Below are 26,102 nucleotides of genomic sequence, written 5' to 3' on the forward strand. Positions count from 1 at the left end.
CGCCCTACCCCCCAACCGGCGCCACCTGGCTGCTGGGGGGGCCCCACCTCCCCCCCACGTCGCCCCCGCCCCACGGGCTGCGGCCCCAACCCCCCCCCCGGGTTTTGCCGCCCGCCCCCGCGTCCGGCCGTCCGCGTGGTCCGGCCGGCTCCGTGGTCCGGGCGTCCCGTCCGGTGAGGTCATCGCCGGCCCTCAGGGTGAACACAGGGTTCCCCCAGCGGACCGGGACAGGATCGCTACATGACTGGCACCTCCGGGCTCCGAAGCGGCCGTGTCCGTGTGCGGACCGTCGACGACGAGCCCCCGTTCGACCTGCCCGGCCGCTTGCCAGGCCGTCGGCCCAGCCGATTGCCCGGCAGATTGTCCGGCAGATTGTCCGGCCGTCTGCCCGGCAGGCCGTCCGGCCGCCGCTCCCTCCGGGACCGGCTGCTCCTGTTCATCTGCGCCACCCTCGCCGCCGTGTGCGCCGCGATGGCACTCACCACCGTCCTGGTCCAACGCGCCTATCTGCTGGGGAACCTGGACGACCGGGTCACCGACGCCGCCGAACACAGCCTGGGCGGGGCCGCGCTCCACCCGGAGCTCGACCGGGACCTGACGTTCCTCGGCGAGCGCGGGCACCCGGCCGGGATGCTCGCCGCCCGGCTCGACGGCCACGGCCGCGTGCTGGCCGCCGCGCTGGTGGACGAGGGCGCGCCGCCACGGAACCTCACCGGCGCCCAGAGCGCGGCCCTGGCGCACCTCGCGGCCGACGGCTCCCCGCACACCCGCAGCGTGCCCGGTCTCGGCACCTACCGGGTCACCGCCCTGGAGGCGGACGGCGTCCGGGTCCTCGCCGGACTGCCGATGGACGACGTCCAGGACCTGATCGGCCGGCTGGTGAGGGTGGAGGGCGGGGTCGCCGCGGCCGGCCTCACCGCCGCGGGCTGCGTCTGCGCCGTGGTCATCCGGCGCCAGCTGCGCCCCCTCGGCCGGATCGCCGCCACCGCCGTCGCCGTCTCCCACGCCCCGCTGGGCCGGGGCGAGGGCCTCACCCGGGTGCCGGAACGGGACACCGACCCGGGCAGCGAGGCCGGCCAGGTCGGAGCCGCCCTCAACCGCATGATCGACCACGTGGAGTCCTCGCTCGCCGAACGCCGGCGCAGCGAGGAGCGGGTACGCCACAGCGAGGAACGGATGCGCCGCTTCCTCGCCGACGCCAGCCATGAACTGCGCACCCCGCTCGCCTCCATCGCGGGCTACGCGGAGCTGATGAACCGCGGCCCCGGGCGGGGCGAGCCGCTGCTGGCCTGGCGCCGGGTCTCCGCCGAGTCGGCCCGGATGACGGGCCTGGTCGAGGATCTGCTGCTGCTCGCCCGGCTCGACGAGGGCCGTCCGCTCCAGTCCGCCGAGGTGGACCTCGCCTCGCTGGTCGCCGGGGCGGTGCGGTACGAGCGGGCCGCGGCCGACGGTCACGACTGGCGGCTGGACCTGCGCCTGGGCGTACCGGCGATGGTGGTCGGCGACGAGGCGCGGCTGCACCAGGTCGTGGCCAACCTGCTGGCCAACGCGCGCACGCACACCCCGGCAGGTACGACGGTCGTCGTCACCGTGGAGGCCACCGCGGGCGCCCGCGGCGCGACCTGCGCGGTCCGGGTCCGCGACGACGGCCCCGGCATCCCGCCCGGCCTGCTCCCGACGGTCTTCGAACGCTTCACCCGCGGCGACGCCTCCCGCAGCCGCGCGACCGGCACGGCGGGCGGCTCCGGTCTGGGCCTCGCCGTCGCCGCGGCGATCACGGCGGCGCACGGCGGCCGCATCGACGTACACAGCGAACCGGGCCGTACGGAGTTCACCGTCGAACTCCCGTTCGCGGACGACGTCGTGACCGACGCCGAGGACGTCGTACGACCGGACGGTGCCCGCCGGGCCGACCGCCCCGTCGGCCGGGCGGTACGGACCGACGGGTGACCGCGCCGGCACGAGAGCCGGTTCGCCCGCCGGCCGACGGTGTCAGCAGTACAGCCAGTCCGCCGTTATCGCCGACCGCACCGCGTCCAGCGCCTGCGGGGTACGCGCCCGGACGTCCAGGAACCAGCCGTCCACCTCGCGCAGCAGGACGTCGGGGCCGGCGAACCAGCGCAGGCTCCGGCCCACGGCGGGCAGTTCCGTGAACGTGCCCGCCAGGTCGAGGTCCTCGTCCGCCTCGGCGTGGTCGGTGAGTCCGTCGTCGAGCTGCATCAGCTCGGACATGACCATCGACACGAAGGCCGTCGACAGCGCGGGCTCCCAAGGCTCCCAGCGCTCCTGCGACTTGTCCGCGAGGTCCGGCCGCATCACGGTCGCGGGGTCGTCCTGCTCCAGGTCCGTCAGGAGTACTCCCCAGAACGCGGCCCCCTGATTCTCCGCCTGGTACACGAGCGCCCCGTCGTGCACGTACAGGGAGTCCGGGCCGAGGAGGGTGTCGTGATTGCTCGTCAGGTCGGACCGGCGCCCGAACAGCCCGTACGCCTCGCGCAGGGCCGCGGGCAGCGGCATCCCCAGCCGCTGCTCGGCCGCCGCCAGTTCGGCCTCGCCGAATCCGTCGGCCGGCTCCAGGGGCCGCTCCCAGCAGGCGGCGAAGTCCCTGATGAATTCCCAGGCCTGCTCGCGGCCGTCCAGGGCCCGGGCCAGCCCCTGGCGGAGGTCGAAGACGTCGTTCATGACCGCACCGTACGACACCCCACCGACAATCACGGACCGGGCCCGTTTACAACCGCGCCGTACGGCGCTACCTTCCGCACCAGTGGGGTGGGAGCGCTCCCATATGGTGGACCGGAACCCGCCCGGCAGTGCTCCCGCCCCCTGTCGTCCCCGTGCACACGTTCCCCACGACCGTCGAGCGAAGGGATGCACCTCCGTCATGCGTATATCTGTCATGCATATGACAATCACGCCCAAGGCGATCGCGCGTCGATTACCGCGGCGCCCGACCTCCCGCGGCGCCCTGTTCCTCGTCCTGCTGGCCCTGCTCACCACCGTCCCGGCCCTCGGCCTGATCCTCACGGCCGGCGGCCCGGCGGAGGCGCACGGCACCCCGATGAAGCCCGGCAGCCGCACCTTCCTGTGCTGGCAGGACGGGCTCACCGACACCGGTGAGATCAAGCCGGTCAACCCGGCCTGCAAGGCCGCGCAGCAGGTCAGCGGTACCACCCCGTTCTACAACTGGTTCTCCGTGCTGCGCTCGGACGGCGCCGGCCGCACCCGCGGCTTCGTGCCCGACGGTTCGCTGTGCAGCGGCGGCAATCCCAACTTCACGGGCTTCGACCTGCCGCGCAACGACTGGCCGCTGACCCACCTCACCTCGGGTGCGACCGTCGACTTCTCGTACAACGCCTGGGCCGCGCACCCCGGTTGGTTCTACGTCTACATCACCAAGGACGGCTTCGACCCGGCCAAGGCCCTCACCTGGAACGACATGGAGGCCCAGCCGTTCCTGACCGTCGACCACCCGCCGCTCAACGGCACCCCCGGCACGGTCGAGGCCAACTACTCCTGGACGGGGAAGCTCCCCGCGGGCAAGTCGGGACGGCACATCGTCTACATGGTCTGGCAGCGCTCGGACAGCGCGGAGACCTTCTACTCCTGCTCCGACGTCGTCTTCGACGGCGGCAACGGCGAGGTGACCGGCATCCACGACCCGGGCAACCCGACCGACCCGGTCCCGGGCACCTGCACCGCCGCCCGCCGGACCACCAACAGCTGGAACGGCGGCTACCAGTCCGAGGTGACCGTCACCAACTCGGGGAACGTCCCGATGCTGGGCTGGATGGTCGACTGGACGCTGCCGGGCGGTCAGTCGGTGGCCAGCCTCTGGAACGGCAACGCCACCTACAGCGGACAGGACGTGATGGTGCACAACGCCGACTGGAACGGCTCACTGAGTCCGGGGCAGAGCACGACGTTCGGATACGTCGTCTCGGGCTCCGGAGGGGACAGCGCGGCGGCTCTGCCCTGTCAGGTGGGCTGAGCCGCCGCTCTGGGCGGACCCGTGGGGCCGAGCCGGTGCCCTTCGGGTCCGCGGGCCGGTCGGTCCCGTAGGGGGGGTCGGTGCGACCGGGCGGAACATGGCTTGGGGATCCGTGATGCGACAACGTTGTCTTCTGATCTGCGTATGACTCTACCGCTTCAGCGGACAACGATGTCAAGAGCCGGGGACATCATTCCCGGCGAGCCCGGCAGCCTCCTCGCCGGGCGGACGGGCCCTGCTCCGCCCGGGTGAGCGCGGGACGAGCCCACACGTCCGGACGCGCCCTTCCGTGGTACGGCTGGCGCACGCTACTGTCCCTGCGGCTTGTGCGACCCGTGGTGCGCGACCCGTCCGGAGGAGGAGGGGCCGCGTCATGCGTTTCCGTCCCGTGTCACTGTCGCTGTTACTGGCCGCCGCGCTCGCGGCCGGCGGCAGCACCCCCGCGCTCGCGGCGACCGCCGCGACCACCGCGCCACCGTCCGTCCTGGTCGACGACCCGACCCCGTACGTCGACCCGCTCATCGGCACCAGGAACGGAGGCGACGTCTTCCCCGGCGCCGTCACGCCGTTCGGCATGTTCTCCTTCAGCCCCGAGAACACACGGGGCGACGCCACCCGCACCGCGGCCCCCGGCGGCTACCAGTACGACGCCACCCGCATCCGCGGCTTCAGCCTCACCCACATGTCGGGCACCGGCTGCGCGGGCGGCAGCGGCGACATCCCGTTCTTCCCGTACGCGGGCGAGGTCACCTCGTCCCCGGCGAGCGACACCAAGGACGCGGTGTACGCCTCCGACTTCAGCCACGCCGACGAGACGGCCGGACCCGGCCACTACCGGGTGGGCCTCGCCTCCGGTGTCACCGCCGACCTCACCGCGACCGCCCGTACCGGCTCGGCCCGCTTCGACTACCCCGCCGGCAAGCCCGCCTCACTGCTGGTGCGCACCGCCAACTCCGAGGTGGGCTCCACCGATTCGACGGTCGAGATCGACCCCGTGACCCGTACCGTCTCCGGCTCGGTGACCTCCGGCAACTTCTGCGGCTACCTCGACCCGGAGGGTCGACGGGCCTACTACACCCTGTACTTCACCGCTCGCTTCGACCGTCCGTTCAAGGCCACCGGCACCTGGCAGGACGACCGGCTCACCCCGGGATCCACCTCCGCGAGCGGCGGCACCGGCGGCTTCTCGGCGGGCGGGCGGCCCGTCGCGGGCAAGGGGGCGGGCGGCTACGTCGAGTTCGAGCCCGGCACCGGCCCGGTGAACGTCAAGGTCGGCATCTCCTACGTCAGCCGCGCGGGCGCCGAGGCCAACCTCAGAGCCGAGAACCCGCCGGGCCGCTCCTTCGACGCGGTGCGCGGGGCGGCCCGACGGGCCTGGCGCGACCGGCTGTCCGCGATCCGGGTCGGCGGCGGCACGGACGCGGAACGCACCACCTTCTACACCGCGCTCTACCACGCGCTGCTGCACCCGAACGTGATCAGCGACACCGACCGCCGCTACCGGGGCTCCGACGGCAAGGTGCACCGGGTCGGCGGCGGTCACCGGGCCCAGTACGGCACCTTCTCCGGCTGGGACGTCTACCGCTCCCAGGTCCAGCTGCTCACCCTGCTCGACTCGCGCACCGGCTCGGACATCGCGCAGTCGCTGTACGAACTCGCCCGGCAGAACGGGGGAGTCTGGGACCGCTGGCTGCACGGCGCGAGCGGCACCCATGTCATGAACGGCGACCCCTCGCCCATCGCGCTGGCCGGCATCCGGGCCTTCGGCGGCACGGACTTCGATCTGCGCGGCGCGCTGGCCTCGCTGGTGAAGGCGGCCACGGTGCCGACCGAGCAGGACCTGTCGGCGGCCGGCAAACCGGTGCTGTCGGCCGGGCAGCGCCCGTCCCTCGACAAGTACCTGGACCTGCACTACATGCCGTCCGTCTCCAACGCCTGGGGCGGCGCGGCCGAGACCCTGGAGATGTCCGGCGCCGACTACGCGCTCTCCCGGCTCGCCACGGCCGCGGGGCAGAAGGACACCGCGGCCGGCTTCGCCCGCCGCGCCCAGTGGTGGCAGAACAGCTTCAACCTCGCCGCCGACCCCGGCGGCGGCTACATCGCCAACCGCAAGGCCGACGGCAGCTGGGTCACCGGATTCACCCCGGCCACCGGCAACGGCTTCGTCGAGGGCACGGCGGCCCAGTACACCTGGATGGTCCAGCACGACCCGGCCGGGCTGTTCGCCGCGATGGGCGGCCGCGACAAGGCCCTCGCCCGGCTCGACACCTTCTTCCACGACGCCGACGGCGGCTGGGCGTTCACCGGCAACGGCGGCGAGAAGTCCGAGCTGGACAACGAGCCGTCGATCAACGTCCCCTACCTGTACGACTACGCGGGCGCCCCGTACAAGACCCAGGAGACCGTCCGCGCGGCGATGACCCGGCTGTGGTCGACCCAGCCCGGCGGCATCCCCGGCAACGACGACCTCGGCGCCATGTCGTCCTGGTACGTCTTCTCCGCCCTCGGCATGTACCCCCAGGTCCCGTCCCGGGCCGAACTCGTCCTCGCCTCACCGCTGTTCGAGCGCATCGAGATCCGCAGACCGCACGCCGGCGACATCTCGATCCGGGCGAGGGGAGCGGCGGCGGACGCGCCGTACATCAGCTCGCTGAAGGTCGACGGCCGCAGCACCGAGCGGTCCTGGCTGCCCGCCTCGCTGGTGCGGGACGGCGGCCGCCTGGACTACACGCTCTCCACCACCCCCGACCGCGGCTGGGGCAGCGACCCGGCCGACGCCCCGCCTTCCTTCCGGGCCGGCGAACAGCCGTACCAGATCGGGGTCGGACCCACCACGGCGACGCTCGCGCCGGGCGGCAGCACCGAGTTGGCCATCCGGGCGCTGGCGCTGAACGGCGGCACCGGACCGCAGGTGCGCTACCGGGTCGAGACGCCCGCCGGGGTCACGGCGACCCCCGCCGAGGGCACGGTGACCGACGGTTCCCAGGGCATCAGGCTCACCGTCGGCGCCTCGGCGCACCAGGGCTTCTACGACGTGCAGGTCACCGTGACCTCGGACGGCACCTCCTACCGGCAGCCGATGGCGCTGACGGTCGCCGCCCCCGGCACCCTGCTCGCCGCCTACAACAACACCGGTGTCTCGGACGACAGCGGTGACCACGACGAGGCGGACTACGACGGCGGCGGCTGGAGCTACTCGCGCCAGGCCCTCGCCGCCGCCGGACTCACCCCGGGAGCGGCGGGCACGGTGAACGGACTCGCCTTCACCTGGCCCGACTCGCCGAGCGCGCGCCCGGACAACGTCTCGGCCGCCGGACAGACCATCGAACTCGCCAGGCCCGCCTCGACGTTGTCGTTCATCGGCAGCGCCGTCAACGGCAACCAGCGGACCAGGGCGACCGTCACCTACACCGACGGCGGCACCGACACCGTCGACCTGTCCTTCACCGACTGGACGGCCGGCGGCGGCGGGGGCACCGTCCAGTACGGCAACACGGTCGTGGCCAGGACCGCCTACCGCAATGTGGCGGGCGCGGACCGGGATCCGGTGGTGACCTACGTCTTCGCCACCGAGCCCTTCACGGCCCCGGCCGGCAGGACCGTCGCGTCGGTCCGGCTGCCGGACGACACCGATCTCCACGTCTTCACCGTCGCCGTCGGCTGACGACGCCGGAAAAGCCGAAAAGATGTGCCCTCGCCCGTTGCGGTGGCGGGGGCACATCGCCGCGTGCAAGCATCCCCGGATGGGGAAACGGCCGCTGTTGCCCGAGGAGTTCCGGGCCGAAGCGCGTACGGCTTTCGCGTTCCTGGTGGACGGCGAGGGCTTCTGTCCTGCGGAGGACATCGACGGGGGGCTGCGCTACCGGCGCGAGGACCTGATGGTCCGCGTCTGGTTCCTGGGCGGCGCCGAGTCCGAGGTGCTGACCCGGCTGATACCGGTGGCGCCGGACGGCACCAGAGGCACCGGTGCCTGGCTGGACGACCTGTACGCGGCCGCCGAGTGCGGCCCGTCCCGCGACGTCCCGGTCTTCGCGGCGACCCGCAGAGCGGTGCTCCGGCGGGTCCATCAGCACGCGGACGCGCTGCGCAGACTGCTGCCCCGACTGCCCCGGCAGCCCGTCGCGCCCTGAGCGGCGCCCCGGACCGCGTACACGAAGGGGGCGGGCCCGTCACCGGACCCGCCCCCTCGGAACTCCGTCAGGCCGTCACGCCAGCAGTTCCACCTCCGCCAGCGTCGACTCGCCGTCCAGGACCAGCCGGTAGTGCGCGTACGAGCCCGGTGACCCGACCGAGAAGGCGCGGGTCTGCCGGTCCCAGGCAAACAACTCGCCGGTGCGCCGGTCCAGGGTCTTCCAGGTGGTGCCGTCGGACGAGCCCTGAAGGGTCCAGCCCGTCGGGGCCTTCGTGTGGTCGGCGGACGAGGTGAGCGTGTACTGGACGCCCTTGGTGCTCGCGCCGACCGGCAGGTCCACCGAGGTCACCGTCGCGTCGGTCGCCGAGGTGTTGTCGAACAGGGCGCCGCCGCCCTTCAGGACGTCCGCGCGCGGGGTGGGCACCTGGTCGTCCCGGGTGATCGACACGGGCCCCGCGTTCTTGCCGCTGCCCCAGGAGGACGCCTTCGGCCCCATGGCGAAGTCCAGTGTCCCGCCCTTGGCGAGCAGCGAGTGGGGGAGCGAAGTCGACGTCCAGGTACGGCCGTTCACCTTCAAGCCCTGAACGTAGACGTTCCGCGTGCTGTTCCTGGGCGCCTTGACGACCAGGTCCTTGCCGTTCTCCAGATGGACGGTCGCCTTGGTGAACAGCGGTGAGCCGACGGCGTATTCGCCGCTGCCCATCACCAGCGGGTAGAAGCCGAGCGCGGAGAACAGGTACCAGGCCGACTGCTCGCCGTTGTCCTCGTCGCCGTGGTAGCCCTGGCCGATCGAGCTGCCGGTGTAGAGCCGGGTGAGGACCTCGCGGACGTTCTGCTGCGTCTTCCAGGGCTGGCCCGCCGCGTCGTACATGTAGGTCACGTGGTGCGCCACCTGGTTGGAGTGCCCGTACATGCCCATCCGCACGTCCCGGGCCTCGGTCATCTCGTGGATGACACCGCCGTACGAGCCCACGACGTCCGACGAGGCGGTCTCGGGGGTGGCGAAGTAGGTGTCGAGCTTCTTCGCCAGGCCGTCACGGCCGCCGTAGAGGTTGGCCAGGCCCCGGCTGTCCTGCGGGGCGGTGAAGGCGTAGCCCCAGCCGTTGGTCTCGGTGTAGTCGTAGCCCCAGACCCGCGGGTCGTACTGTGCCGACGCCACGCGCCAGTCGCCCTTGGCGTCCCGGCCCTGGAAGAACCCGGCCTGCGGGTCGAAGAGGTTCACGTAGTCCCGGGCGCGGTTGAGGAAGTAGGCCGACTCCTCCTGGTACCGCTTCTGGCCGGTCTTCTTGTAGAGGGCCTGTCCCATCTCGGCGATGCCGTAGTCGTTGAGGTAGCCCTCCAGCGCCCAGGACAGGCCCTCGTGGGTGTCGGTGCTGGTGTAGCCGAGGAAGGGGGAGGTCGCCATGCCCTTGCGGCCCACGCCCGAGGACGGCGGTACCACCGTCGCGTTCTTCACGGCGGCCTCGTACGCCGCCTTCGCGTCGAAGCCGACACCCTTCACGTATGCGTCCGCGAACGCGACGTCGGAGGACGTGCCGGTCATCAGGTCCGCGTATCCGGGCGAGGACCAGCGCGAGGTCCAGCCGCCGTCCTTGTACTGCTGTACGAACCCGTCGACCATCTCCCCGGCCTGATGCGGTGTCAGCAGGGAGTAGGCGGGCCAGGTGGTGCGATAGGTGTCCCAGAAGCCGTTGTTGATGTACACCTTGCCGTCGACGATCTTCGCGCCGGTGTGCGTGGGGGTGTCGGCCGAGGGCATCGGCGAGAACGGCGAGGCGTACTGGTACTTGGAACCGACCTTCTCGAAGCCGGAGTTGGGGTACAGGTACAGCCGGTACAGGCTGGAGTAGAGGGTGGTCAGCTGGTCCGGCGTGGCGCCCTGGACCTCGACCTTGCCGAGCAGCCTGTCCCACTGGCTGCGGGCCCGGTCGCGGACCGTGCCGAAGGAGGTGCCGTCGGGGATCTCCTGGCGCAGGTTGTCCTTGGCCTGGTCGAGGCCGATGAGGGAGGTGGCCAGGCGCAGCGTGACGGTGCGGTCGGCGCCCGCGTCGAACCGCAGATAGCCCTTGACCCCGCTGGACGAGCCCTCCTTGACCGGCTTGTCGAAGACGCCGTAGACGAACAGCCGGGTCGCGCCGGTCGACAGCCCGGACTTCACGTCCGAGTAGCCGCTGACGGTGCCGGTGGCCGGGTCGAGGGTGAGCCCCGCCTGCTCGGTGACGTTGTCGAAGAGGACGCTCGCGTCGTCGCCGGGGTAGGTGAAGCGCAGGACCGCGGCGTGGTCGGTCGGCGCCATCTCCGCCTTGAGCCCGTTCTCGAACCGCACTCCGTAGTAGTACGGCCGCGCGGTCTCGTTCTCGTGCCGGAAGGCCAGTTGGCGGGCCGTGCGGCCGGTGTCCGGGGTGCCGGCGGCGGCCGACGGCATCACCTGGAAGGTCTGCCGGTCGCCCATCCAGGGGCTCGGCTCGTGGCTCGCGCTGAACGCCTGGATCGTCGGGAGGTTGTCGGCGTTGTTCGCACGTGCGTAGTCGTACAGCCAGCTGAGCGAGGACGCGTTGGTCACCGGCGTCCAGAAGTTGAAGCCGTGCGGCACGGCCGTCGCGGGGAAGGTGTTGCCGCGGGAGAAGGAGCCGCTGGAGTTGGTGCCGCGGGTGGTGAGCGCGTGGTCCGCCAGATGGGCCTTCGGCTTCTGCGGTGCCGCGGTGCGGATCTTCACGTCGTCGAGCCAGCCGCGGAACTTCGCCGGGCCGCCCGGGGAGTCGTACGCCACCAGGATCCGGTCGACGGTCTTGCCTGCCGCGACCGATCCGATCCGCGCGACGACGTCGTTCCACTGGTTGACGTAGAGCACCTTGGCGGCACCCTGCCCCTGGGGCGACAGCGCGAAGCCGTGCTGGTCGGTGGCGCCCAGATCGCTCAGATAGGTGCCGTCGGTGAAGGCCAGGTCGACGGAGACGTCGGTGGCGTCGTAGTCGCGGTCGCCGTCCGCCATGGACGGGAAGATCCGGTAGGCCAGCTCGGTGTCGCGGCCGACGGCCACGTTCACGTCGAAGAGCTTGTTGTACGAGTACGCCCGTCCCGCCGCGGTGTGCCGTCCGGCGTAGCGCAGGGCCCGCGTGCCGGTGTACCCGGCGCCCGCCTTGGCGGTGGGCGAGCCGCTCGGGCCCCGGTCCACCAGCGAGAGCATCGCGGGCGGGACGGGCCCGCTGCCGCCGCCGGTGGAGAACTGCACGTCGGCGAGCTGGAGGATGCCGGAGGCGCCGTTGTTGCGGGTGACCTCCAGCCGGAAGTGCCGGTAGCCGGCGGCCGGTTCGGCGAGATCGTAGGACTTCGTCTGGAACCGTTCGGCGAAGCTCTCGCCGGAGCGGGTGTCGAGGGTCGTCCACTGCGTGCCGTCGGCCGACCCCTTCAGGGTCCAGTCCTGCGGGTCGCGTTCGGCGTAGTCGTTGGCCGAGGTGAGGGCGTACGTCACGAGGGTCAGCGGCTTGTCCAGGTCGAACTCGACCCAGCCGGTCGGCTCGAAGGTCAGCCACTTGGTGCCCGGTTCACCGTCGACGAGGTTCTCCTTCACCTCGCCCGCGCCGGTGTTCTCGCCGCTCGCCCGTAAGTCGGTGACGTGGTCGGTGGCGTTGCCCGGGATGCCGGTGCTGTAGCCGCCGTCGACGCCCGAGGCCCGGTCGCTGCCGTCGGCGGCCGTGTCGACGGTGCTGGACCAGTCCGGGGCCGGGTCGCCCGCCTCGAACGAGGAGCTGAACTCCCGGTCTGCCGCCGCGGTCGCGGGCTGCGCGACCGCGGCTCCCTGTGCACCCACCGCCATGACCAAGGCGGCTGTCAAGGCGACCGCCGCACCCCATCCGTGCCGAGTTCTGTGCCGCATCCGGGGATGTCCTCCCTGCTTTGGACAACGTTGTCAACTTTCAGGCGCAGGGACCAGTAGTGGTGCAAGTGGCCCGTGCTGTCAAGGGTGTTGACTGGGGCATTCGGGGGCTGTGCAGCGGATTTTCCGGGCAAGGCGCGCACAGGCGGCTCATATTTCCGGGAGGTCTCAACTCGGAAAAGACCGATGACCAACGTTGCATTCGATCTTGCCCTGTTGGCGGGAAGTGGACTATACCTGTCGGCGATTCGAGGAACTGCACGTCCTGTACGACCCTGCTTGACCTGACCGCGGTGCCGGGAGGATCCGGTTCACCGCCTGAGTCCTGTGAGAAGGCGAGGACTTGAGCATGGGATCCACTTCCGCAGAGAACCACGGTTCCGAAGGTGTGGGCCGTCGCGCCCTGATTCAGCGGTCGGCCGCACTCGGCCTGATCTCCGTACCGACGATGAGCTTCCTGTCCGCCTGCGCCAGCGGTGGCGGAAGCGACGACTCCGCCAAGGACGACACCAAGGGGAAGACCAGCAAGGACAATCCCTTCGGAGTGGAGAAGGGCAGCAAGCTCGACGTCGTCATCTTCAAGGGCGGCTACGGCGACGACTACGCCAAGGCGTGGGAGGCGACCTTCCAGAAGACGGCCGGCGTCACCTCGACCCACACCGGCACCCAGGAGATCAGCGGCAAGCTCCAGCCCCGCTTCAACGCGGGCAACCCGCCGGACATCGTCGACGACTCCGGCGCCCAGCAGATCAAGGTCGACGTCCTGTACAAGAACGACCAGCTGCTCGACCTCGCCGAGGTCCTGGACGCGCCCTCGGTCGACGACCCCTCCAAGAAGGTCCGCGACACCCTCATCCCCGGCACCACCGACCCGGGCCTGCAGGAGGGCAAGGTCGTCGCCCTCAACTACATCTACACGGTGTGGGGCCTGTGGTACTCCGGCAAGCTCTTCAAGGAGAAGGGCTGGACCGAGCCCAAGACCTGGGACGACTTCCTGGCCATCTGCAAGGACGCGAAGTCCCAGGGCATCGGCGGCCTCGCGCACCAGGGCAAGTACCCGTACTACATCAATGTCGCCATCATGGACATGATCGCCAAGAAGGGCGGTCTGGACGCCATGAAGGCGATCGACAACCTCGACCCGAAGGCGTTCGTCGGCTCCGACGCCGCACAGGCCGGCATCGAGGCGATCTACGAGATCGTCGAGAAGGGCTATCTGATGCCCGGCACGAACGGTCTGACCCACACCGAGTCGCAGACCCGCTGGAACCAGTACAAGGCCGCCTTCATCACCTGCGGTTCCTGGCTGGAGAACGAGCAGCTCAAGCAGACCCCGGACGACTTCGACATGAAGTTCATGCCGATGCCGCTGCTGCCCGGCAGCGCGATGCCGTTCGAGGCGATCCGGGCCGGCTCCGGCGAGCCGTTCATCATCCCCAAGAAGGCCAAGAACCTGCCCGCCGCAAAGGAGTTCATGCGGCGGATGCTGTCCAAGGAGTGGTCGACCTCGTTCGCCAAGGAGGCCAACTCGCTGACCATCCTCAAGGACGGCGTCGACTCCGCCGTCCAGCTGCGGCCGGGCACCCAGTCCACGGTCGAGGCGTCCAAGGCGGCCGGTGACAACACCTTCCGGTTCCTGTACACCGAGTGGTACAGCGAGATGGGCGCGTCCATCGAGGCGGCCTCCAACGAGCTCATGTCCAAGCGCATCCAGCCCAAGGAGTGGCTGAAGCGGGCGCAGGCGGCGGTCGACAAGGCGGCCAAGGACCCGGCGTCCAAGAAGAACCACCGCGACTGACCGCGCTCGACGAGGCGGACCCCGGGCCGGAATCCGCTCCGGCCCGGGGGAGGACACCAGGGGCAGGAACGCCATGCGCAAAGGGCAGTACAGGTTCGTCGCGGGATTTCTCCTCGTTCCCGTGGCGCTTTATCTGATCTTCGTCATCTGGCCGTACATCCAGACGTTCGGCTATTCGCTGACGAACTGGAAGGGACAGTCGCAGACCTTCGACTTCGTGGGCCTGGACAACTACAAGACCCTCTTCCAGGACGACGTCTTCCTGAAGGCCATCTGGCACAACATCCAGTTCCTGGTGTTCATCCCGGTGATCACCATTCTGCTGTCGCTCTTCTTCGCCTTCATGGTGAACGTGGGCGGACGCAGCCGTGCCGGCGGCGTCAGCGGGGTCGCCGGGTCGTCGTTCTACAAAATCGTCTACTTCTTCCCGCAGGTGCTGTCGCTCGCGATTCTCGCGGTCCTCTTCAACGCGGTGTACCGCAGCGACGGCGGCGGCATGCTCAACGGCCTGCTCATCAAACTGGGACTGGTCGACCCCGACAGCCCGGTGGAGTGGCTCAACGAGCCCGGCATCGTGCGCTGGGCGCTCATCCTGGTCGTCGTCTGGCACGGCGTCGGCTTCTACCTGGTGCTGTTCTCGGCCGCCATGCAGTCGATCCCGAGGGACGTCTACGAGGCCGCCCTCATCGACGGGGCCGGCCGCGCCCAGTCCTTCTTCCGCATCACGCTGCCCCTGCTCTGGGACACCGTCCAGACCGCCTGGGTGTACCTGGGCATCGTGGCCATGGACATGTTCGTCCTGGTCTCCTCGATGACCGCGAGCATGGGCGCCTACGGCGGCGGGCCCGACCACGAGAGCGACGTCATGTCGACCGTGATGATGCGCAACTTCCTCTACTTCGGCAAGAGCGGCTACGCCTGCGCGATGGGCGTGATCATGCTGCTGCTCACCCTGGTCCTGTCCGTGGTCACACTGCGCGCCACCCGCCGTGAGCGCATCGAGTTCTGAGCGGGAGAGACGACGACGATGAGCACCCCCATCAAGGAGACCACCCAGGTCCCCGCCCAGCGCTCCGCGGGCAGGGCCCCGGTCCGCGCCGACGGCCGGCCCCGCGAGGGCGTCGTGCTGAACGCCTTCTCGCACGGCTTCCTCGCCCTGTGGGCGCTGCTGATCGTGCTGCCGCTGGTGTGGCTGGTCCTCAGCTCCTTCAAGACCGACGCGCAGATCGGCGGCTCGGCCTTCGGCTGGCCGCAGCACTGGTCGCTGGACGTGTTCTCCCGGGCCTGGAAGACGGGTATCGGCGACTACCTCCTCAACACCGTCATCGTGCTGGCGTTCTCGGTGCCGCTGACGATGCTCTTCGGCTCGATGGCCGCGTACGTGCTGGCCCGCTACCGGTTCCCCGGCAACCGGTTCCTCTACTACTTCTTCGTGGCCGGCGCGATGTTCCCGGTGTTCCTGGCCCTGGTGCCGCTGTTCTTCATGGTCAAACGCCTGGACATGCTGAACACCTACCAGGGCCTGATCCTGGTCTACGTCGCCTACTCGCTGCCGTTCACGGTGTTCTTCATGCACGCCTTCTTCCGGACCCTGCCGTCGGCCGTCTTCGAGGCGGCCATCCTCGACGGGGCCTCGCACACCCGGACGTTCTTCCAGGTCATGCTGCCGATGGCGAAGCCGGGTCTGATCAGCGTCGGAATCTTCAACACGCTGGGACAGTGGAACCAGTTCATCCTGCCGACGGTCCTGATGCAGCCGCAGAGCGGCGACGATCCCGAGCGCTACGTGCTCACCCAGGGACTGATCCAGCTTCAGCAGCAGATGGGCTACGCGACCGACCTGCCGGTCCTCTTCGCGGGCGTGACCATCGCGATGATCCCGATGCTGGTGGTCTATCTGTCCTTCCAGCGCCAGGTACAGGCGGGACTGACCTCGGCCACCCTGAAGTAGTGAAGTAGCGCTCCGCAGGCGCCCGTGCGCACACCGTTCCCGTGGCCGGGAGCGGTGTGCGCTGCTGCACCCAGTACCCCCGAAATTGTTCAACCTCTTGACGGGAGGCGACCCGAACGGCTCAGCTTAGAGTTCACTAGTTGGACATAGACGGGGCCTCATCGCGGCGGTCCCGTGCGCAGGAGGTCGTCGTGGAGACTCCAGGGTCGCAGTCGTCGCTGCACCGAGCCAACCTGGAGCGGGTCGTCCGTGCCGTCCGGCTGGCGGGATCGCTCACCCAGGCGGAGATCGCGAGGACGACGGGCCTGTCGGCGGCGACGGTCTCCAATATCGTCCGTGAACTCAAGGACGGCGGGACCGTCGAGGTCACGCCCACCTCGGCGGGCGGCCGCCGGGCCCGCAGCGTCTCGCTGAGCGGCGCCGCCGGCATCGTCATCGGCGTCGATTTCGGGCATACCCACCTACGGGTCGCGGTGGGCAATCTGGCCCATCAGGTCCTGGCCGAGGAGTCCGAGCCGCTGGACGTCGACGCCTCCTCCGCCCAGGGCTTCGACCGGGCGGAAGAGCTGGTCAACCGCTTGATCGCGGCCACCGGCGTGGACCGTTCGAAGATCGCGGGCGTGGGCCTGGGGGTGCCCGGGCCGATCGACGTGGAGTCCGGCACCCTGGGCTCGACCGCGATCCTGCCGGGCTGGACCGGCAGCAGACCCGCCGAGGAGATGCGGGGGCGGCTCGGCGTGCCCGTCCACGTGGACAACGACGCCAACCTGGGCGCCCTCGGCGAGCTGGTCTGGGGCAGCGGCCGCGGGGTGCGTGACCTTGCTTACATCAAGGTCTCCAGCGGTGTCGGCGCGGGGCTGGTGATCGACGGGAAGATCTACCGGGGTCCCGGCGGGACAGCAGGAGAAATCGGACATATTACACTCGATGAATCAGGTCCCGTCTGCCGCTGTGGCAACCGGGGCTGCCTGGAGACCTTCACGGCCGCGCGCTACGTGCTGCCACTGCTCCAGCCCAGTCACGGCATGGATCTGACCATGGAGGGTGTCGTGCGGCTGGCCAGGGACGGAGACCCGGGCTGCCGTCGCGTGATCGGCGACGTCGGCAGGCATATCGGCAGTGGTGTCGCAAATCTCTGCAACCTGCTCAACCCCAGCCGGGTGGTCCTCGGCGGCGATCTCGCCGAGGCCGGTGAGCTGGTCCTGGGGCCCATCAGGGAGTCCGTGGGGCGCTATGCCATCCCCAGTGCCGCCCGCCAACTGTCGGTGCTTCCTGGGGCACTTGGGGGCCGTGCCGAGGTGCTCGGGGCGCTCGCTCTCGCACTCAACGAGATGGGCGATTCGACCCTTTTGGACGGGTCGCTGTCTACCGCGGCACCCGCCTTCACTTAGAGAACGAAACACGCCGTTGCCAACCCGTTAAGTATTTACTTCTTGACGTCGAACCTGCGGCCGAGTTGACTCCAACCCACCTCGGCCGCAGCGTTGCGGCCCTGTCAGGGAGGCACCACCAATGAACAACACGATGCGTAGAGTCGTCATCGGTACCGCTGCCGTTTCCATGGCCCTTTCGGTGGCCGCTTGCGGCAAGGCCGGCGACAAGGACTCCGGCAGCAGCAGCTCCTCCTCGTCGGACAGCAAGACCATCGGTCTCCTGCTCCCCGACAGCGTGACCGCGCGCTACGAGAAGTTCGACAAGCCGCTGTTCGAGGCCAAGGTCAAGGAGCTGTGCTCGGACTGCAACGTCGAGTACGCGAACGCGGCCGGCGACGCTGCCAAGCAGGCGCAGCAGGTCAGCAGCATGATCACCAAGGGCGTCAAGGTCCTCGTGATCTCCGCTCAGGACTCGGCCGCCATCAAGTCCTCCATCCAGACCGCGGTGGACAAGGGCATCAAGGTCGTCGCGTACGACCGTCTCGCCCAGGGTCCGGTCTCGGCCTACGTGTCCTTCGACAACCAGAAGGTCGGCGAGCTCCAGGGTGAGGCCCTCCTCGCCGCCCTCGGCTCCAAGGCCACCCCGAAGTCGAAGATCGTCATGATCAACGGCGACGACGCCGACCCGAACGCCGGTCAGTTCAAGGCGGGTGCCCACAAGGCCCTCGACGGCAAGGTCGACATCGCGTACGAGCAGTCCGGTCTGTGGAAGGACACGGTCGCCGCTCAGAAGGTGTCCGCCGCCATCACCCAGCTCGGTGCCAAGAACATCGCGGGCGTCTACTCCGCCAACGACGGCATGGCCGGTGGTATCGCCAACACCCTCAAGGGCGCGAAGATCAGCGGCATCCCGCTGACGGGCCAGGACGCCGAGCTCGCGGGCATCCAGCGCATCGTCGCCGGCACCCAGTCCTCCACGGTCTACAAGGCCTTCAAGCCGGAGGCGGACGCCGCTGCCCAGCTCGCGGTCAACCTGCTCCAGGGCAAGGACATCAAGTCCCTGGCCACCCAGGAGCTCACCAGCGGCTCCGGCGACAAGGTGCCCTCGCAGCTGCTGACCCCGGTCTCGGTCACCAAGGCCAACATCAAGGACACGGTGATCAAGGACGGTCTGTACTCCGTCGCCGACATCTGCACCGCGGACTTCGCCGCGGCCTGCAAGGCGGCCGGCCTTCAGTAAGCAGTTCGTCTCGGGCGACTACCCGCACCACGGGTAGCCGCCCGAGTCACGACCGCCCGGCGGTCCCGCGAACCTGTCCGACGCCTGCCCCACCTTCACACCCCGCTGCGGGGCGGGCGTCGGATGGAACCGTTGCGAAGCGCGACGGATTCGCGCATGTTCATCTTGTAAACCTTGTGCTTTTCGCACATCCCTCCGCGCCTGTTTGATCGAGCGCGGCATCCCCGCCGGTCAGGCGGCGAAGGAGATGGTTCACGTGTCCGCTACGCCCGTGCTGGCGTTGCGCGGAGTCTCCAAGCGGTTCGGTGCGGTTCAGGCCCTCACCGACGTCGAGCTGGAGGTCCACGCCGGAGAAGTGGTCGCCCTGGTGGGCGACAACGGCGCCGGAAAGTCCACCCTGGTCAAGACGATCGCGGGTGTCCACCCCATCGATGAGGGCGTCATCGAGTGGGAGGGCAAGGCGGTCAGCATCAACAAGCCGCACGACGCCTCGGGACTCGGCGTCGCGACGGTCTACCAGGACCTCGCCCTGTGCGACAACCTCGACGTGGTGGGCAACCTCTACCTCGGTCGCGAACTGAAGCACCGTGGTGCGATCGACGAGGTCACCATGGAGCAGAAGGCGCGCGAGCTGCTGAGCACGCTCTCCATCCGCATCCCGAGCGTGCGCATCCCGATCGCGAGCCTCTCCGGTGGTCAGCGCCAGGTCGTGGCCATCGCCCGCGCCCTCATCGGTGACCCCAAGGTCGTCATCCTCGACGAGCCGACCGCCGCCCTCGGCGTCGAGCAGACCGCGCAGGTCCTCGACCTGGTCGAGCGGCTGCGCGAGCGCAACCTCGGCGTCATCCTCATCAGCCACAACATGGCCGATGTGAAGGCCGTCGCGGACACCGTCGCCGTCCTGCGCCTGGGCAAGAACAACGGTTCCTTCTCCGTGAAGGACACCAGCCACGAAGAGATCATCGCCGCGATCACCGGAGCCACGGACAACGCCGTGACCCGTCGTGCGGGGCGTCGCAGCGCGGAGGCCGCAAAGTGAGCGACACGTCCAAGGTTTCCAAGGCGGAGGCCGAGGTGGAGGGCCAGAGCACGGTCGCTCCCGCCGATGACCCCACCGCCGCGCCGGTCGCCGTCGTCGACCCGCGTCTGCTGGTCCGCGAAGAGGGCCTCAAGGGCTACGTCACCGAGTTCAAGCGCAAGATCAAGGGTGGCGAGCTCGGCTCGCTGCCGGTCTTCGTCGGCCTGATCGTCATCTGGACGATCTTCCAGACGCAGAACGACCGGTTCCTGAGCGCCGACAACCTCTCGAACATCAGCTACTTCCTCTCGGCCACCGGCATGCTCGCCATCGGCCTGGTGTTCGTCCTGCTGCTCGGTGAGATCGACCTCTCCGTCGGCTCGGTCAGCGGCCTGGCGTCCACGGTCTTCGCGGTGTTCGTGGTCAACCACAGCATGAACCCCTGGCTGGCCCTGGTCCTGACCATCGCCACCGGTGCCGCCATCGGTGCCCTCCAGGGCTGGTTCTTCGCCCGGATCGGCGTGCCCGCCTTCGTCGTGACGCTGGCCGGCTTCCTGGGCTGGAGCGGTCTGATGCTGTGGCTGCTCGGTTCGAGCGGCACCATCAACATCCCGGCCGAGGAAGGCCCGGTGCACCTGCTCGGCCAGAGCTCCTTCTTCATGGACCAGGCCATCATCGGCGCCTACGTGCTGGCCGGCCTCGCCGTCCTGTCGATGCTCGTCGGTTCCTTCATGGAGCAGCGCCGCCGCAAGGCCGCCAACGTGCCCTTCCGTCCCACCAGCGAGATCCTGCTGCGCGTCGGCGCGCTCGCCGTGGCCGCCTTCGCCGCCGCTGCGGTGCTGAACAACGCCTCCGGTGTCTCCAACGCCCTGGTGATCTTCCTTGCCTCCCTGGTGATCGTGGACTTCGTGCTGCGCCGCACCACGTACGGCCGCAAGATCTTCGCGGTCGGCGGTGGCATCGAGGCGGCCCGCCGGGCCGGCATCAGCGTCCCGATGGTCCGCATCACCGTCTTCGCCATCTCCGGTTCCTTCGCGGCCATCGGCGGTATGTTCTTCGCCGGCCAGACCGCGAGCGCCACGCTCAACGCCGGTGGCGGCAACACCCTGATGCTCGCCATCGCGGCGGCCGTCATCGGTGGTACCAGCCTCTTCGGCGGTCGCGGAAACGTCTGGTCGGCCCTCCTGGGCATGCTGGTCATCCAGTCGATCCAGACGGGTCTGGACCTGCTCAACATGAACACCTCCATCCAGTACATGATCACTGGTGCGGTGCTCCTGGGCGCGGTCGTCATCGACTCCGTCTCCCGCAAGAGCCAGAAGGCCGCGGGTCGCGCGTAACACCGCACAGGCGCCGCCACGGAATCCCGCGACGGCGCCCGCGGAAGATCCTGTGCCCGGCACCAACGGCGGTGCCGGGCACAGGTATGTCACAAGCCTGCATGTCATAAGCCGGGCCGTCGTGGGTACGGCCGTCCGTGTGACCCACGACGAAGGGCCCGGGCGTCACGCGCCGGGACGGAACATTAGACTCGACGAGCCCGGCAACAGCTCGATCAGCTTTTTAAGTGCAAGGAGGCACGGGTGCCGCTGCTGACCCGCATCAGGGGACCGCGCGATCTGGACCGGCTCAGCCTGGAGGAGCTGGACCAGCTGGCAGGGGAGATCCGGACCTTCCTCGTCGACGCCGTGTCCAAGACAGGCGGCCACCTCGGCCCCAACCTCGGCGTGGTCGAGCTCACCATCGCCCTGCACCGCGTCTTCGAGTCCCCGAAGGACAAGGTCCTGTGGGACACGGGCCACCAGTCCTATGTGCACAAGCTGCTCACCGGACGCCAGGACTTCTCGAAGCTGAAGATGAAGGGCGGCCTGTCCGGCTACCCCTCGCAGGCCGAGTCCGAGCACGACGTCATCGAGAACAGCCACGCCTCCACGGTGCTCGGCTGGGCCGACGGCCTCGCCAAGGCCAACGAGCAGCGCAAGCGCGACAGCCACGTGGTCGCCGTGATCGGTGACGGCGCGCTGACCGGCGGCATGGCCTGGGAGGCGCTCAACAACATCGCCGACGCCAAGGACCGCCCGCTGGTCATCGTCGTCAACGACAACGAGCGCTCGTACGCGCCCACCATCGGCGGTCTCGCCAACCACCTCGCCACGCTGCGCACCACCGACGGCTACGAGCGCTTCCTGGCCCGCGGCAAGGACCTCCTGGAGCGCACCCCCGTCGTGGGCAAGCCGCTCTACGAGACCCTGCACGGCGCGAAGAAGGGCCTGAAGGACTTCATCGCCCCGCAGGGCATGTTCGAGGACCTGGGCCTGAAGTACGTGGGCCCGATCGACGGCCACGACATCGAGGCCCTGGAGTCGGCGCTGGCCCGCGCCAAGCGCTTCGGCGGCCCCGTCATCGTGCACTGCCTCACCGAGAAGGGCCGCGGCTACCAGCCCGCCCTCCAGGACGAGGCCGACCGCTTCCACGCCGTCGGCAAGATCCACCCCGACACCGGCCTGCCGATCGCCTCCTCCGGCGCCGACTGGACCTCCGTCTTCGGCGACGAGATGGTCGAGCTCGGCAAGGAGCGCGAGGACATCGTCGCCATCACGGCCGCCATGCTCCAGCCGGTCGGCCTGGACAAGTTCGCCAAGACCTTCCCCGAGCGCGTCTACGACGTCGGCATCGCCGAGCAGCACGCCGCCGTCTCGGCCGCGGGCCTGGCCGCCGGCGGTGTCCACCCGGTCTTCGCCGTGTACGCCACCTTCCTCAACCGCGCCTTCGACCAGGTGCTGATGGACGTGGCGCTGCACAAGTGCGGAGTCACCTTCGTCCTGGACCGGGCCGGGGTCACCGGCACCGACGGCGCCTCCCACAACGGCATGTGGGACATGTCGATCCTCCAGGTCGTCCCCGGCCTCAGGCTGGCCGCGCCGCGCGACGCCGACCAGGTCCGCGCCCAGCTGCGCGAGGCCGTCGCCGTCGAGGACGCGCCCACCGTGGTCCGCTTCTCGAAGGGCGCCGTCGGCCCCGCCGTACCGGCCGTCGGCCGGGTCGGGGGCATGGACGTGCTGCGCGAGCCGGGCACCGGCACCCCCGACGTGCTCCTGGTCTCCGTCGGCGCGCTGGCGCCGATGTGCCTGGAGATCGCCGAACTGCTGGAGAAGCAGGGCATCACCACCACCGTCGTCGACCCGCGCTGGGTCAAGCCCGTCGACGAGGCCCTGGCCCCGCTCGCCGAGCGGCACAGCGTGGTCGTCACCGTCGAGGACAACTCCCGCGTCGGCGGTGTCGGCTCCGCGATCGCGCAGGCCCTGCGCGACGCAGGCGTCGACATGCCGCTGCGCGACTTCGGCATCCCGCCGCGCTTCCTCGACCACGCCTCCCGCGCCGAGGTCATGACGGAGATCGGGCTCACCGCGCCCGACATCGCCCGCCAGGTCACCGGCCTGGTCTCGAAGCTGGACGGACGCTTCGACCGGCCGACCGCCGAGATCGAGCCCGCGCGCGACTGACGGCCGCACAGGCCCCAGGCGCGCCGAGCGCAACACCGACACGGCCGGACGGGCCGGTTTCACCATCGCGAAGGGTGGTGGAACCGGCCCGTCCGCGTGAAAGCTCCCGCGTCGGGGCACACGGACTAGGCCCCCTCTCGATCATGTCGAGGACGACAAAGCGTGGGAGGTCCGCCGTGAGCAGCACCCTCTTCCGGACGAAGAAGGTCGAGCAGTCCATCCTCGATACCGAGGAGCCCGAGCACGCGCTCAGGAAGTCCCTGTCCGCGCTGGACCTGACCGTCTTCGGCGTCGGCGTCATCATCGGCACCGGCATCTTCGTCCTGACCGGCAAGGTCGCCAAGGAGAACGCGGGCCCCGCGGTCGCCCTGGCCTTCGTCGTGGCCGGCGTCGTCTGCGCCCTGGCCGCGCTGTGCTACGCCGAGTTCGCCTCCACCGTCCCGGTGGCCGGATCGGCGTACACCTTCTCGTACGCCTCCCTCGGCGAGCTGCCCGCCTGGATCATCGGCTGGGACCTGGTGCTGGAGTTCGCGCTCGGCACCGCGGTGGTCGCCGTCGGCTGGTCCGGCTACATCCGCTCGCTGATGGACAACGCCGGCTGGCATCTGCCCGCGGGGCTCGGCAGCCGGGAAGGGGCCCACGGGTTCGGCTTCGACATCCTCGCCGCCGCGCTGGTCCTGGTGCTGACCGGGATCCTCGTGCTCGGCATGAAGCTCTCCGCGCGCGTCACCGAGGTCGTCGTCGCCATCAAGGTCACCGTGGTCCTCGTCGTCATCGTCGCCGGCGCCTTCTTCATCAAGACCGCCAACTACCACCCGTTCATCCCCAAGGCGGAGCCGGTACCGGCGGGCGGCGGCTTCCAGGCCCCGCTGATCCAGCTGATGGCCGGCTGGGCCCCCTCCAACTTCGGCGTGCTGGGCATCTTCACCGCCGCGTCCGTGGTCTTCTTCGCCTTCATCGGCTTCGACGTGGTCGCCACCGCCGCCGAGGAGACCAAGAACCCCCAGCGGGACATGCCCCGCGGCATCCTCGGCTCCCTGTTCGTCTGCACCGTCCTCTACGTCGCCGTCTCGATCGTCGTCACCGGCATGCAGCACTACAGCAAGCTGTCCGTGGACGCCCCGCTCGCGGACGCGTTCAAGGCCACCGGGCACCCCTGGTTCGCGGGCATGATCAGCTTCGGTGCCGCCGTCGGCCTGATCACGGTCTGCATGATCCTGCTCCTGGGCCAGACCCGGGTGTTCTTCGCGATGAGCCGCGACGGACTGCTGCCCCGCTTCTTCTCCCAGGTCCACCCCCGCTACAAGACCCCGCACCGGCCGACCATCCTGCTCGGCGTGATCATCGCGATCCTGGCGGGCTTCACCAGCCTGAGCGAACTCGCCGAACTGGTGAACATCGGCACGCTCTTCGCCTTCGTGGTCGTCGCCCTCGGCGTGATCGTCCTGCGCCGCACCCGCCCCGACCTGCACCGCGCCTTCCGCACCCCCTGGGTGCCGTTCCTGCCGATCGTCTCGGTCCTCGCCACGCTCTGGCTGATGCTGAACCTCCCCGCCGAGACCTGGATCCGGTTCGCGGCGTGGATGGTGATCGGCTTCTTCGTCTACTTCCTGTACGGCCATTCGCACAGCCGTCTCGGACGCCACGAGGAGATCACGGCCGACCAGATCCCCAAGCACGAGCAGTGACGGAGCCATCCGGCAACCCGGCCTCGTATGTCCCGCTTCGGCGGGAGATGCGAGGCCGGATAGCGTGCTCCCCATGTCTGCCGCGCCACTCGTCACACCACGTTCCGTAGTCACGGCCGAAGCGGCGGTGTCGTACTGGAGGCGCCTGTTACCCCTGCTCGCGGTGCTGGCCTGCGTCACCCGGGTGCCGTCCTTCGTCCCGCCCCTGTGGAACCCGGACGAGGGCTATCTCGCCGTGCAGGCCCGCCTCCTGGCCCACGGCGGACAGCTCTACGAGACGGTCGTGGACCGCAAGCCGCCGCTGGTGCCGTGGCTCTACCAGGGGGCGTTCGCCCTGTGCGGCTCGCACTCCCTCACCTGTGTCCGGGTGCTCGCCGTGCTGGCCCAGCTGCTCACCGCCGCGATGCTCGCCTCGCTCGCCCGGCGCCGCTGGGGCGACCGCGCCGGCCGCACCGCAGGCGTGCTCTACCTGCTGGTCTCCGTCGGACTCAACCCCGAGGACGCGCAGGCGGCCGGCTTCGAGGTGTTCATACTGCCCTGTACGGCAGCCGCGATGTGGTGCGCCGACCGGCGCCGCTGGGCGGCCGCCGGTGCCGCCGTGGCCTGCGCCTTCCTCACCAAGCAGACCGGCGGCGCGGTACTGCTGCCGGTGCTGTGGCTCTGCGGCACCGCACGGCCGGCCCTGCTGCGGCTGGCCACCGGGGTAGCGCTGCCGGTGCTGGGCGCCGCCCTGCTGACCGACCCGGCGGGCTTCGTCTTCTGGACCGTCACCGGCTCCGCCGCCTACGCCACGTTCACCGGCTCCGAACTGCACGTCCTGGGCCGGGGACTGGTCAACACCGCCATCCTCGCGGCCGCCTGCGCGGGCCTGCTCCCACCCGCCGTACGGGCCCTGCGCGGCGCGCGCACGGGCGCGGCCGACCTCTGGCTGTGGCTGGCCGCGTCGGCGGGAGCGGTACTGCTGGGCTTCCACTTCTTCGGCCACTACTACCTCCAGCTGATCCCGCCCCTCGCGCTGCTGGCCACCTGCGGGCTCCAGCACCTGCCCCGGGACCGGGTCCCGGCCGCCGTGCTGACCTCGTCCTGCTGCTGCGCCCTGTTCCTGGTCTGGGGACTGCTCGCCCCACGCCCCGAACTCGCCCACGCCCGGCGTCTCGCCGCCGCCGTCGCCCACCGCACCGGCCCCACCGACCGGGTCCTGCTGTGGGGCATGCACCCGGAGACGTACTGGCTGGCCGACCGCACGCCCGCCAGCCGCTACCTGACGGCCGGCCTGCTCACCAACTTCAGCGGCGGCCGGGACGGCCCCCAGGTCGGCGAGAAGTACGCGGTCCCCGGCACCTGGCCGGTCTTCCGCGCGGAACTGGCCGACCGCCCGCCGTCGCTGATCGTCGACGACTCCCGCGGCTGCCCGTACGGCCCGGACCGCATCCCGGGACTGCGCCATCTGCTGGCGGCCGGGTACGAGGAGGCGGGGAGGGTGGACGGGGCGGTGCTGTACCGGCGGTCGCCGGGGCGGTGAGCGGGCCCGCCG

Annotated in this window: 16 protein-coding genes; 14 read left to right on the plus strand and 2 right to left on the minus strand. The window is 70.1% G+C overall.

Annotated features, from left to right (window positions below; genetic code table 11):
• Positions 1-471: 471 nt before the first annotated feature.
• A complete protein-coding gene (locus ABT085_RS10775; protein ID WP_351604528.1) occupies positions 472-1,950 on the plus strand; it encodes a HAMP domain-containing sensor histidine kinase in 1,479 nt (492 codons plus the stop codon).
• A 42-nt stretch (positions 1,951-1,992) separates the two neighbouring features.
• Here ABT085_RS10775 and ABT085_RS10780 read toward each other — a convergent pair whose 3' ends face one another.
• Entirely contained in the window at positions 1,993-2,682 is a 690-nt protein-coding gene (locus ABT085_RS10780) for an SMI1/KNR4 family protein (protein WP_351604486.1), read from the minus strand.
• 220 nt (positions 2,683-2,902) lie between these two features.
• On the opposite strand from ABT085_RS10780, the gene ABT085_RS10785 reads away from it, so the two are divergent.
• From ABT085_RS10785 to ABT085_RS10795, 3 genes are all read left to right on the plus strand, one after another.
• Positions 2,903-3,988, plus strand: coding sequence for a lytic polysaccharide monooxygenase auxiliary activity family 9 protein (locus tag ABT085_RS10785; protein WP_351604530.1), 1,086 nt, complete (start codon positions 2,903-2,905; stop codon positions 3,986-3,988).
• A gap of 373 nt (positions 3,989-4,361) precedes the next feature.
• Positions 4,362-7,652 (plus strand): GH92 family glycosyl hydrolase, encoded by a 3,291-nt coding sequence (locus tag ABT085_RS10790; RefSeq protein WP_351604488.1) that lies wholly within the window; start codon positions 4,362-4,364, stop codon positions 7,650-7,652.
• 79 nt (positions 7,653-7,731) lie between these two features.
• Positions 7,732-8,118 carry a hypothetical protein gene (locus ABT085_RS10795; RefSeq protein WP_351604490.1) on the plus strand — a complete coding sequence of 129 codons (387 nt, stop codon included), beginning with the start codon at positions 7,732-7,734 and terminating at the stop codon, positions 8,116-8,118.
• 75 nt (positions 8,119-8,193) lie between these two features.
• Here ABT085_RS10795 and ABT085_RS10800 read toward each other — a convergent pair whose 3' ends face one another.
• Complete coding sequence (locus tag ABT085_RS10800) at positions 8,194-11,997, minus strand: GH92 family glycosyl hydrolase (protein ID WP_502982707.1); 3,804 nt, start codon at positions 11,995-11,997, stop codon at positions 8,194-8,196.
• 349 nt (positions 11,998-12,346) lie between these two features.
• Between ABT085_RS10800 and ngcE the strand changes: the two genes are divergently transcribed.
• The 10 genes from ngcE (at position 12,347) to ABT085_RS10850 (ending at position 26,090) form a co-directional block, all read left to right on the plus strand.
• A complete protein-coding gene (gene ngcE / locus ABT085_RS10805; RefSeq protein ID WP_351604492.1) occupies positions 12,347-13,795 on the plus strand; it encodes an N-acetylglucosamine/diacetylchitobiose ABC transporter substrate-binding protein in 1,449 nt (482 codons plus the stop codon).
• Positions 13,796-13,868: 73 nt separating this feature from the next.
• On the plus strand, positions 13,869-14,804 hold the full coding sequence (locus ABT085_RS10810; protein WP_351604494.1) for a carbohydrate ABC transporter permease: 936 nt from the start codon (positions 13,869-13,871) through the stop codon (positions 14,802-14,804).
• Between the two features lie 18 nt (positions 14,805-14,822).
• Positions 14,823-15,746: a carbohydrate ABC transporter permease gene (locus ABT085_RS10815; RefSeq protein ID WP_351604496.1), complete on the plus strand. Its 924-nt coding sequence runs from the start codon at positions 14,823-14,825 to the stop codon at positions 15,744-15,746.
• A gap of 191 nt (positions 15,747-15,937) precedes the next feature.
• Entirely contained in the window at positions 15,938-17,137 is a 1,200-nt protein-coding gene (locus tag ABT085_RS10820; RefSeq protein WP_162468295.1) for an ROK family protein, read from the plus strand.
• 121 nt (positions 17,138-17,258) lie between these two features.
• Positions 17,259-18,359 carry a sugar ABC transporter substrate-binding protein gene (locus tag ABT085_RS10825; protein ID WP_351604498.1) on the plus strand — a complete coding sequence of 367 codons (1,101 nt, stop codon included), beginning with the start codon at positions 17,259-17,261 and terminating at the stop codon, positions 18,357-18,359.
• A gap of 247 nt (positions 18,360-18,606) precedes the next feature.
• Positions 18,607-19,398 carry an ATP-binding cassette domain-containing protein gene (locus tag ABT085_RS10830; protein WP_152886235.1) on the plus strand — a complete coding sequence of 264 codons (792 nt, stop codon included), beginning with the start codon at positions 18,607-18,609 and terminating at the stop codon, positions 19,396-19,398.
• Complete coding sequence (locus ABT085_RS10835) at positions 19,395-20,717, plus strand: sugar ABC transporter permease (protein ID WP_351604504.1); 1,323 nt, start codon at positions 19,395-19,397, stop codon at positions 20,715-20,717. Before ABT085_RS10830 ends, ABT085_RS10835 begins: the two co-directional genes overlap by 4 nt.
• A gap of 243 nt (positions 20,718-20,960) precedes the next feature.
• On the plus strand, positions 20,961-22,880 hold the full coding sequence (gene dxs, locus ABT085_RS10840; protein WP_351604506.1) for a 1-deoxy-D-xylulose-5-phosphate synthase: 1,920 nt from the start codon (positions 20,961-20,963) through the stop codon (positions 22,878-22,880).
• A gap of 176 nt (positions 22,881-23,056) precedes the next feature.
• Positions 23,057-24,568, plus strand: coding sequence for an amino acid permease (locus ABT085_RS10845; protein ID WP_351604508.1), 1,512 nt, complete (start codon positions 23,057-23,059; stop codon positions 24,566-24,568).
• A 73-nt stretch (positions 24,569-24,641) separates the two neighbouring features.
• Complete coding sequence (locus tag ABT085_RS10850) at positions 24,642-26,090, plus strand: ArnT family glycosyltransferase (RefSeq protein ID WP_351604510.1); 1,449 nt, start codon at positions 24,642-24,644, stop codon at positions 26,088-26,090.
• The last annotated feature ends 12 nt before the right edge of the window (positions 26,091-26,102 follow it).

The organism is Streptomyces sp. NPDC002265 (assembly GCF_040296125.1).
Taxonomy (GTDB): domain Bacteria; phylum Actinomycetota; class Actinomycetes; order Streptomycetales; family Streptomycetaceae; genus Streptomyces.